At 64.4% G+C, this 8,176-nt stretch carries 9 protein-coding genes; 4 read left to right on the forward strand and 5 right to left on the reverse strand.

Features of this window, described 5'->3' with window-relative positions:
* The first annotated feature begins 771 nt into the window (after nucleotides 1-771).
* The 3 genes from HMPREF9440_RS07200 to pepE all read left to right on the forward strand — a co-directional run bounded on the left by HMPREF9440_RS07200 (nucleotide 772) and on the right by pepE (nucleotide 3,077).
* The gene (locus HMPREF9440_RS07200) at nucleotides 772-1,161 is read left to right on the forward strand and encodes a hypothetical protein (protein ID WP_008542880.1); all 390 of its coding nucleotides are present in this window, start codon (nucleotides 772-774) and stop codon (nucleotides 1,159-1,161) included.
* A 147-nt stretch (nucleotides 1,162-1,308) separates the two neighbouring features.
* Nucleotides 1,309-1,839, forward strand: coding sequence for a nickel-responsive transcriptional regulator NikR (gene nikR / locus HMPREF9440_RS07205; RefSeq protein ID WP_008542881.1), 531 nt, complete (start codon nucleotides 1,309-1,311; stop codon nucleotides 1,837-1,839).
* A 371-nt stretch (nucleotides 1,840-2,210) separates the two neighbouring features.
* Nucleotides 2,211-3,077: a dipeptidase PepE gene (pepE, locus tag HMPREF9440_RS07210; protein WP_008542883.1), complete on the forward strand. Its 867-nt coding sequence runs from the start codon at nucleotides 2,211-2,213 to the stop codon at nucleotides 3,075-3,077.
* Between the two features lie 176 nt (nucleotides 3,078-3,253).
* On the opposite strand, the gene HMPREF9440_RS07215 is transcribed toward pepE, so the two are convergent.
* Nucleotides 3,254-4,045: a transporter substrate-binding domain-containing protein gene (locus tag HMPREF9440_RS07215; protein ID WP_008542885.1), complete on the reverse strand. Its 792-nt coding sequence runs from the start codon at nucleotides 4,043-4,045 to the stop codon at nucleotides 3,254-3,256.
* A gap of 384 nt (nucleotides 4,046-4,429) precedes the next feature.
* On the opposite strand from HMPREF9440_RS07215, the gene HMPREF9440_RS07220 reads away from it, so the two are divergent.
* Nucleotides 4,430-5,674 (forward strand): MFS transporter, encoded by a 1,245-nt coding sequence (locus tag HMPREF9440_RS07220; protein WP_008542886.1) that lies wholly within the window; start codon nucleotides 4,430-4,432, stop codon nucleotides 5,672-5,674.
* 145 nt (nucleotides 5,675-5,819) lie between these two features.
* On the opposite strand, the gene HMPREF9440_RS07225 is transcribed toward HMPREF9440_RS07220, so the two are convergent.
* The 4 genes from HMPREF9440_RS07225 to HMPREF9440_RS12060 all read right to left on the reverse strand — a co-directional run.
* Nucleotides 5,820-6,143 (reverse strand): DMT family transporter, encoded by a 324-nt coding sequence (locus HMPREF9440_RS07225; RefSeq protein ID WP_008542888.1) that lies wholly within the window; start codon nucleotides 6,141-6,143, stop codon nucleotides 5,820-5,822.
* A 583-nt stretch (nucleotides 6,144-6,726) separates the two neighbouring features.
* On the reverse strand, nucleotides 6,727-7,368 hold the full coding sequence (locus HMPREF9440_RS07230; protein ID WP_008542892.1) for a TlpA family protein disulfide reductase: 642 nt from the start codon (nucleotides 7,366-7,368) through the stop codon (nucleotides 6,727-6,729).
* A gap of 99 nt (nucleotides 7,369-7,467) precedes the next feature.
* The gene (locus HMPREF9440_RS11035; RefSeq protein ID WP_008542893.1) at nucleotides 7,468-7,944 is read right to left on the reverse strand and encodes a cytochrome c-type biogenesis protein; all 477 of its coding nucleotides are present in this window, start codon (nucleotides 7,942-7,944) and stop codon (nucleotides 7,468-7,470) included.
* Nucleotides 7,945-7,958: 14 nt separating this feature from the next.
* A partial coding sequence (locus tag HMPREF9440_RS12060; protein ID WP_008542894.1) for a cytochrome c-type biogenesis CcmF C-terminal domain-containing protein occupies nucleotides 7,959-8,176 on the reverse strand: 218 nt, incomplete at its 5' end.

Consider the following 8,176-nt stretch of genomic DNA (forward strand, 5'->3'; position numbering starts at 1 on the left):
ACGTGTACCCGTTTGAGAGAAATTCACGCTTTGAGAATCCTTGTTCGCGGCACCGCTGGATGCGCCGCAGATCGGCAGCTTTGAGCATCACTCCTCCTCCGAGCAGATGTTCACTCATAACCAAACCCGGGTACGCGTTCGTTATTGATGTCTTCCGCACCCGTATGAAGTCCGATCCTAAGCACATGACCGGGGTTTCCTGAAGTTCCGTTTTTGCCTGAAGAAAGTATTCGTCCGAAATTTCTTCACCCCAAGCACTTAGGGAGTACCCGATCGGGTAAATTGCCTAGATGCCTTCCGGAGGCACCTTTCGCGAACTTGCCCGTTTCCCGTGCGGATGCCTCGCCAAGCGCCCGACGGCGGGCGGGATAATGAGATGAACGGGGCCCCGGTGTTTTCAAGTTATCGCATTCTTGTCTCGAAATCGCCACAAAGGTGTGTTGCGGGCTGTCCATCCGACCCCGGTTTTGACGCGTTCTTGACACAAACCCCAATAGACGTCCGTTCGGCCTTGCCTGCCAAACATGCGTTCGTCGTCCGGAAACGTCCGTTTTTCGGCGGGACCTGGACCACCGCCGGAATAGACACTTGCTATAGTCGGTTCCTCGGGATTGCTCGTTTTCGTCGACACCGACCTTGGTCGAGATTTCCCGACCATGGCGGAAACCGACCGTTTTGCGACAGCAAAGCGCCCTGAAAACCGGCCCCGAGTCCCCGTCCAATCCCCTCTCACCCCCAAAAACCGCCGTTTTCCGGCCTCCGGAGGAACCCATGCCACGCGTGCTCGCCCAACCCGAACTCTGCCTTCGCCTGCTCTCGATCGAGAGCGCCGTGCATGACGGTTGCGGCACTGCGGCGAGGCGCCGCCCGACGGAAGCCGATGGCACGGACGAAGAGCTCCGCGCCCTTTGGACGCGCGCTTTGGAAGAGACCGCCCCGACGGCGTTCACGATCGGGGAGCTGCGCCTCACCGTCGCCCCGGGGGCCTGCCGCACGGACGCCTGCACGGCGGCGCGCGCCGCCTCGATGATGGTGACGGACTCGGACGCGGCGGAGGACGGCGTGCGGATGTGCGGGAGTGCGGCGGAGCTTCTCCGCGCGCTCTTTGCGGGCGAGGACACCTTTCTCAAGTTCGGGCGGCTCCGGTTCGCGGTCGTTTGATGGCGGTGGCATGACGGCGCACATTTCCCGATCACCCGATCCGTGTGCGACGGGTTCAGGGATTGCGCGGGAGCCGGAGGGCCCGAAAACCGCCCTCCGGGCCGGTAAAATTCCTCCGTCGCAACACCACCCGGAGCCTTTTCCGCCATGCAGCGCGTCACGCTTGCCCTCACCGACGAAGCCGCCGAACGCTTTGAGCGCTTCATCCGCGAACGCGGCTACACGAACCGTTCCGAAGCCTTCCGGGATCTGCTTCGGCAGGCGGACGCCGCGGAGCGCCTCAAAGACGAAGAGACGCCCTGCGCGGCGGTGGTGAGCTACGTCTACAACCATCACGAAAGGCAGTTGGCCGCCCGCATGACCGAGCACCAGCACGAGCACGGCGACGTCGTGCACTCCGTCATGCACGTGCACCTGAACCACGAAGACTGCTTGGAAGCGATCATCCTCTTCGGGACCGCGAAGACCGTGGGCGACGTCGCGAACCGGATCCTTGCGGAAGCCGGGGTGCGCCACGGGAGCGTCAACGCCATTCCGTTGGAAGGCGCAGCCGGGCACAAGATCCCCGCGGTCGCGGCCGCCGAGGCGCTTCTTCATGCGCAGGCGCATGCGCACGGGGATGCGCACGACCATGACCATGCGCATCCCCACGAGCACGGACACGATCATCAGCACTGACCGCCGCTGATCCGGCCCGGACGGCCCTGAACCGGCCGCTCTGGCCGCCCCGCGCTGTCGAAAACGCCGGGTTTACCGGTGTCCGTCGGTAACTTATGCGACACCGGGTCTCTGACTACCGTCAACATGGGTAGGCACTATTGACTAGTCCGAAGAGCGGCTCCTACACTCCTCCTGCATCGCGCCCGATGTCCGGTTCCACCGACCGCCCCCGACCAAAGCGGTCGGATGCCGCGAACCACCGCCGCCGACCCGGCACCACGGCATCCACTTCCCATCGGACCCCGAAGCGCGACGGCCGGACGCTTCCTCCCTACGACCAATCTCCGGGAGCGCCCGACAAAACCCAACCGAAAAGAGGAGCACAAGACATGTCTCTTACCCGCCGCACGCTCATCCAGAGCGCCGTTCTCGGCACCGCCGCCCTTGCCTCCGTCGCGCAGGCGAAGCCCAAAACCGCCATCCCGCCCCAGAAGGTGAGCCCGAACCGCCGCGTCCTCATCCAGTCGAGCTCGCGCTACCACAATTCCGGCTACCTCGACTTCGCGGCCGACCAGTACGAGAAGCTCTTCCAGGGTGAGAAGCCCGATCTCCTCTTCATCCCGTACGCCCGCGTGGCGGGTTCGTACGATGGGTACGAAAAGCAGGTCCAGGACGCCTTCAAGGCCTACGGCCACAAGATCGTCTCGATCCACCGCTTCGCCAATCCGCAGAAGGCCGTCCGTGAAGCGAAGGCCATCGCGGTGGGCGGCGGGAATACCTGGGCGCTCGTCACGCGCATGTACGAAGCCGGGATTCTCGACCTCATCCGCGAACGCGTGAACGCGGGCGTGCCGTACTGCGGCTGGTCCGCCGGCGGCAACGTCGCCTGCCCGACGCTGCGCACGACGAACGACATGCCGATCGCCGAGCCGCCGTCCTTCAACACGTTCGGGTTCATCCCGTTCCAGACGAACCCGCACTTCCAGTCTTCGGCCGGCACGCAGGGCTTGAACAACGAAACCCGCGAAGACCGCCTCGAAGAATTCCTCGCCTACAACAAGGACGAAGAAGTCATCGCGCTCCCCGAAGGCACGGCGCTCTTCCTCACGGGCGAGTACGACTGCGAAGTGATCGGCCCGAAGGACTCCGAAGCCCTCTACTGGTTCCGCCAGGGCGAAAAGGGCATGGCGCTCGAGCGCATCCCCTTGGGCACGAAGTTCGACGTCCGCAAGATCGTTCCGGGCGGGAAGCTCTGATCGAGTGAACGCCTTTGCTCCCGGCCGTGTCCGTATGCGGCCGGGAGGTGAACGAAGAGGACGCTCCCGAACCCGGGAGAGCAACGCCCCGCAAGGTCTGCGCCTGCGGGGCGTTCTTCGTACCGACGACGGCGCACGGAACCGCGCCGTCCATGCCTGAGCCGCTCAGCGGTTCATCAGTCCAGCCACTTCTCTTCGAGCGCTTCCTGCGTGCCGCGGATGTCGGTGAGGTGCCAGAGCTGCTCCATCACGCGGATGAAGTCGGCGTCGTCCTTCGGCATCCAGAAGCCCATTTCGCTCACGGGGGTGAGCGGGTCGTCCATAAAGACGGCCTCGAGCTTCCCCGTGAACTTCTTCAGATAGATCTTCGCTTCCGCGGTTTCCGTGATCATCACGTCCCCCTTCCCTTCGGCGATGAGGCCCGGGATCTCGTAATTCTTTTCATGCGTCGAGATCTGCGCCTTCTGCATGTGCTCCAGGACGTACTTCTCGTTCGTGCCGCCCGGATTCTTGATCACGCGGACCGACGGTTTGTTGAGGTCTTCGGGCACCTTGTAGCGGTCCGACGTGCCGGCCGTCACGAGCGCAACCTTGCCGAAGGGGGCGTAACCGGGCAGGAAGACGCCCCAACCGGTGCGCTCCACGGTCTGCGTGATGCCGCCCACGGCGACGTCGAACTTGTTGCCTTCGATGCCGGCTTTGAGGTCCTTCCACGGTGTGCGCACGAACTCGACCTTCCAACCGGCCGTCTCGGCCATCGCCCGGATGAGCTCGATGTCGTGCCCGACGTAGGCGTCGTTTTCCACCATGGCGAAGGGGCGGTAGTCCGCGGGCGTCCCGACGCGGAGCACCTTCTTCGCGTTCACCGCATCGAGGCGTTCGCCCGCCTGCGCGCCGGCGGCGAGCCCGAAGGTCATCGCGGCCGCGAGGATCGCGGCGGCGGTACGGGTCATGGTCTTCTGAAACATGGGCAGTCTCCTTCTTGGGTGGAATGTGCGGTCGGCGGTCGGTCCCGGCGTGTCGAAATCATCGGAATCGTCGGGACAGGCAGCCTGATCCTTCCATTGAAGCGCGGCGCGCGCCCGGCTTCTTACGGTGTTGGCCGTAGACCTCTTGCGCCGCGCCATGAGGCGGCCGGAAATCGGGAAACTCCCGACCACTACCCCGATGTGGTGCCCCGTTTGACATTCCCCACATTGGGTTTTCAGTCCCCTCTTCGCGGACTCCCCGTCAATCCCGGGGTTTTGGCGCCCAAACCCTTCTCGCGCAGGCGTTTCGGGTGTTTCTCCAATGCGGGAAAGCCCGAATGCGTGATAGCATACGCGTCCCTTGCCAAAAACGCTCACTCACGTATGCTCACCACGCTTCGTGCCTGGCTGCCGGTCGCCATGCTGGCGGTCGCGGCCTTCGTCTACAACACGTCCGAATTCCTTCCGGTCGGGCTTCTCCCCGACATCGCCGAAGGCCTCAACGAGTCGACCTCCTTCACCGGGCTCGTCATCACGGGCTACGCCTGGGTGGTGGCGATCGCCTCGCTCCCCTTGGCCATCGCAACCGCGAAGCTCGAACGCAGGAAGCTCCTCTTGTCCCTCATGGGGATCTTCGCCGTCGCCCACCTCGTGATGCCCTGGGTGACCTCCTTCATGACGCTGCTCGCGGCCCGCGTGATGGTCGCGCTCGCGCATGCCGTCTTCTGGTCGATCATGTTCCCGCTCGCCGCGCGCATGTCCCCGAAGGGCCAGACCGCGAAGGGGGTCGCGTCCGTCATGGCGGGGACGGTCCTCGCCACGGTCTTCGGCGTCCCGATCGGGACGAAGCTCGGTCACTGGTTCGGCTGGCAGGAAGCCTTCGCGATCGTGGGCGGCGCGGCGGTGATTTCCGGCCTTCTGATCGCGATGGTGCTGCCCGAATCGCCCTCGCGGAAGGCCGGTTCGCTCGCGAGCCTCCCCGTGATTCTGAAGCGCCCGGCTCTGCGCCAGCTCTACTTCATCGCCGCCGTCGCGATGTTGGGGAACTTCACGGTCTACTCGTACGTGTCGCCCATCGTCACGGAAGCCGCGGGCGGGAGCCTGGAGACCGTCGTGACGCTTCTGCTCGTCTTCGGGCTTTCGGGCTTCATCGGGACGATCGTCAACACGCGGCTTCTGGAAGCGAACACGTCGCTCGCCGTCGTGCTGCCGCTCTCCTTCCTCACGCTCGCCTTCCTCTTCTTCCTTCCCACGGCGTCGCTTCCCTGGATTCACTGGCCCTTGATCGTCCTTTGGGGCGCTTCCTTGACCGGCCTCATGATGGCCTTGAACAACCTCGTGCTCGCGGCCGGGCACGACGCCGCCGACATCTCGTCCTCAATGCTCTCCGGCATCATCAACGTCGGGATCGGCGGGGGCGCGTTCTTGGGGAGCATTCTCTCGTCCGCCTGGTCCTTCGCGAGCCTCCCCTACGCGGGCGCGATTCTGGCGGGCGGGCCGCTTCTCATGACGCTCCTCATCTGGAAGACGACCGGCGCGGCGATCCTTCCGTACGACCACGAGGAGAGCGTGCGCGACCACGGGCAGCCGCTCGACCTGGAGAGCGGGCGCGCGGCGAAGACGGAGTGAGCCGTTCAGTCCCTGCGGCTTCAGTGGACCTGAAGCCCTGATGTCCTGACCGCTCAGCAAAACGCCGACGATTCCCGCGGGAGCCGTCGGCGTTTGTTTGAGAGGCGGCGTTCGGAATCGAAGGACGCCCGGCGTCTCTTTCGGCTCAGCCGACCATCTTCAACCCCACCACCCCCGCGATGATCATGAAGACGCAGAGGAGCCGCGCGAAGCTCGCGGGGTCGTGGAAGAACGCGATCCCGATCAGCACCGTGCCGGTGGCGCCCAGCCCCGTCCACACCGCGTAGGCCGTGCCGATCGGGATGGACTTCTGCGCCAAGTAGAGGAAGTAGCCCGAGAGCGCCATCGAGGCGAGCGAGAAGAGGATCGCGGGCCAGTGCCACTTCGGGAATTCGTTCGCGATCTTGAAGCCGAGGGGCCAGCCGATCTCAAACGCGGCCGCAATGACGAGCACAAGCCAAGGATGCATGGTTTGTCTCCAAGAGAGGTCGCACGGGTCGACGGGCCGGGTCGGAACATCCGGACCGATGCGGGAAAGCAAAAGGGAATTGTGGAAAGACGAAACCGCACGGGCGGCCGGTCGTCCCGGTCCGTGCGGTTCCTTCATGAGCGGGATTCTACCAGGGTCTCTTCGAGTGTCGGGGTTTCCGAGAACCTTCGAGACCGCCAAGAACTTCCCGCGCGCTCAACGGCTTCCGACGAAACGGGCATCGTCCTTCACCGGTTTTCGCCCTCGGAGGAATTCAACATAACTCATCGACCACCAAACTCCGTCGCCTTCCGATGACCGTCCATCCCCGTTCCTTTCCAATTGCAAAAAGGCTCAGGATGGTCAGGCAAAGCTAAGAAAGCGGTCCTAAACTTTCCCGTATTCGTTCGGGTTAATCCCAAGCACACGGAAACTTGAGACCCGCGGGACGCTCAAACGCACGTCCCGCAGCCCGAATCTCCTGACTTGATTGAGTCGGCTCCGGCGGCCTTCTGGGCCTCCGGAGCTTCTTTTTCATGCGGACCGCGCCGAGGATCCCGGGACGGTCCCGCGCTCACCCGACTCAATCGCGCTTCGCGTACTTCTTCGCGAGCGCTTCGAGGTAGGCGGGGACGCCCTCCCCGCTCCAGTCGACGAAGCCGCGCACGAACCCGACCGTGTGGCCGTGGCCGTCCAAGACGAAGAAGCTCGGAATGACGTCGAGCGGAAGGGTTTCAGAGAGCTTCTGCTCCGGGTCGTGCCAGGTGTGGAAGCCCTGGAAGTTGTGCTTCTCGATGAACTTCGTGACGCGGCGCGCGTTCTGGTCGAGCGCGATCGAGATCACCTGAATGTCGGAGCCCTCCTTGTTGTAGCGCTCCTGAAGGGCCTTCACCGCGGGAAGGCTGCGGATGCAGGGTTCGCACCACGTCGCCCAGACGTCGACCAGGACCATCTTGCCGTGATACTCAGAGAGGTTGACGGTGTTGCCCTCCACGTCCTTGAAGTCCGCCGTCGAGAAGCCGCGGGCGGTGCGGAATTCGATCAGCGAACGGAGTTCGCCGGGCTTGCCTTCGATGGGCTTGCCGTTGGGTTCGAACTTCTGGTTGAAGCCGAACTGCGCGGCGGGGTTTTCGACCGGGGCCGCCTGCGCGGCGCCCGTCATCGTGAGGCCGAACGCGAGGCCCAACGTGAGGCCGAGCGTGGTGAGGGTGTGTTTGATCTGCATGGGTCGTCCTTGGGTTGATGTCTTGAAAATCTTGGGGTAATCCGTGTCTTGAATCCTGGGGTGCGGTGCGCCGCTCATCGGCTCATCGGCTCACCCGCGTCATCCGTGCGTCGCGTCGGCCGCTTTGGCCGCCACCGCCTTCTTCCGGCGCATCCGCCAGAAGACGAGCCCGCCCGCCACGACCAACGCCGCCCAGGGCGCGATCCACAAGGGGGCGGTCCCGGCGTTGACGTCCGGCATGTAGCTGATCTGCTCGCCGTAGCGCTCGATCATCCATCGGATGATCTCGTCGCGGCTCTTTCCTTCGCGAAGCATCATGAAGATGCGGCCTTTGAGCTCACTCGCGATCGCCGCTTCGGACTCGTAGAGCGTGAGGTTCGGGGACGCGGGGCAGCGAAGGAGCTTCGAGATCCGGATGGCCTCTTCCTGGAGCGCGGGGCCGGAGAGCCCGGTCTTCCCGGTCTTCCCGGGTTCTTGATTCGCAGGGGCGTCTTCGGCACGGACGGCCGCGACCCCGAGGGCCGGGACCGCCAGGCCGAGCGCCTTGCGGAAGATCCTGCGTTTCGTGATGTACATTCGTCGTCCTCCGCTCAGCGGGTGCCCGCCGGGGCGTCGTGCTGATGATCGTGATGGTGATGATGCGACGCCCTGTGCTTCCGGGCCCCGATCAGAAGGACCAGGAACCCGCCCAGCATCATGATGAGGCCGCCGCCCCAGATCCAGCCCGCGAAGGGCTTGATCGAGAGACGCACGAGCCAGGTGCCGTCTTCGAGCGCGTTCCCGAGCGAGACGTAGAGGTCGCGCGTCA

The organism is Sutterella parvirubra YIT 11816, from assembly GCF_000250875.1.
Taxonomy (GTDB): Bacteria; Pseudomonadota; Gammaproteobacteria; order Burkholderiales; family Burkholderiaceae_F; genus Sutterella; species Sutterella parvirubra.

Bases quoted from the DNA above. Each gene is read 5' to 3' on its own strand.
- HMPREF9440_RS07200 (WP_008542880.1), top strand. From the start codon at position 772: ATGCCACGCGTGCTCGCCCAACCCGAACTCTGCCTTCGCCTGCTCTCG.
- nikR (WP_008542881.1), top strand. From the start codon at position 1,309: ATGCAGCGCGTCACGCTTGCCCTCACCGACGAAGCCGCCGAACGCTTT.
- pepE (WP_008542883.1), top strand. From the start codon at position 2,211: ATGTCTCTTACCCGCCGCACGCTCATCCAGAGCGCCGTTCTCGGCACC.
- HMPREF9440_RS07215 (WP_008542885.1), bottom strand. From the start codon at position 4,045: ATGTTTCAGAAGACCATGACCCGTACCGCCGCCGCGATCCTCGCGGCC.
- HMPREF9440_RS07220 (WP_008542886.1), top strand. From the start codon at position 4,430: ATGCTCACCACGCTTCGTGCCTGGCTGCCGGTCGCCATGCTGGCGGTC.
- HMPREF9440_RS07225 (WP_008542888.1), bottom strand. From the start codon at position 6,143: ATGCATCCTTGGCTTGTGCTCGTCATTGCGGCCGCGTTTGAGATCGGC.
- HMPREF9440_RS07230 (WP_008542892.1), bottom strand. From the start codon at position 7,368: ATGCAGATCAAACACACCCTCACCACGCTCGGCCTCACGTTGGGCCTC.
- HMPREF9440_RS11035 (WP_008542893.1), bottom strand. From the start codon at position 7,944: ATGTACATCACGAAACGCAGGATCTTCCGCAAGGCGCTCGGCCTGGCG.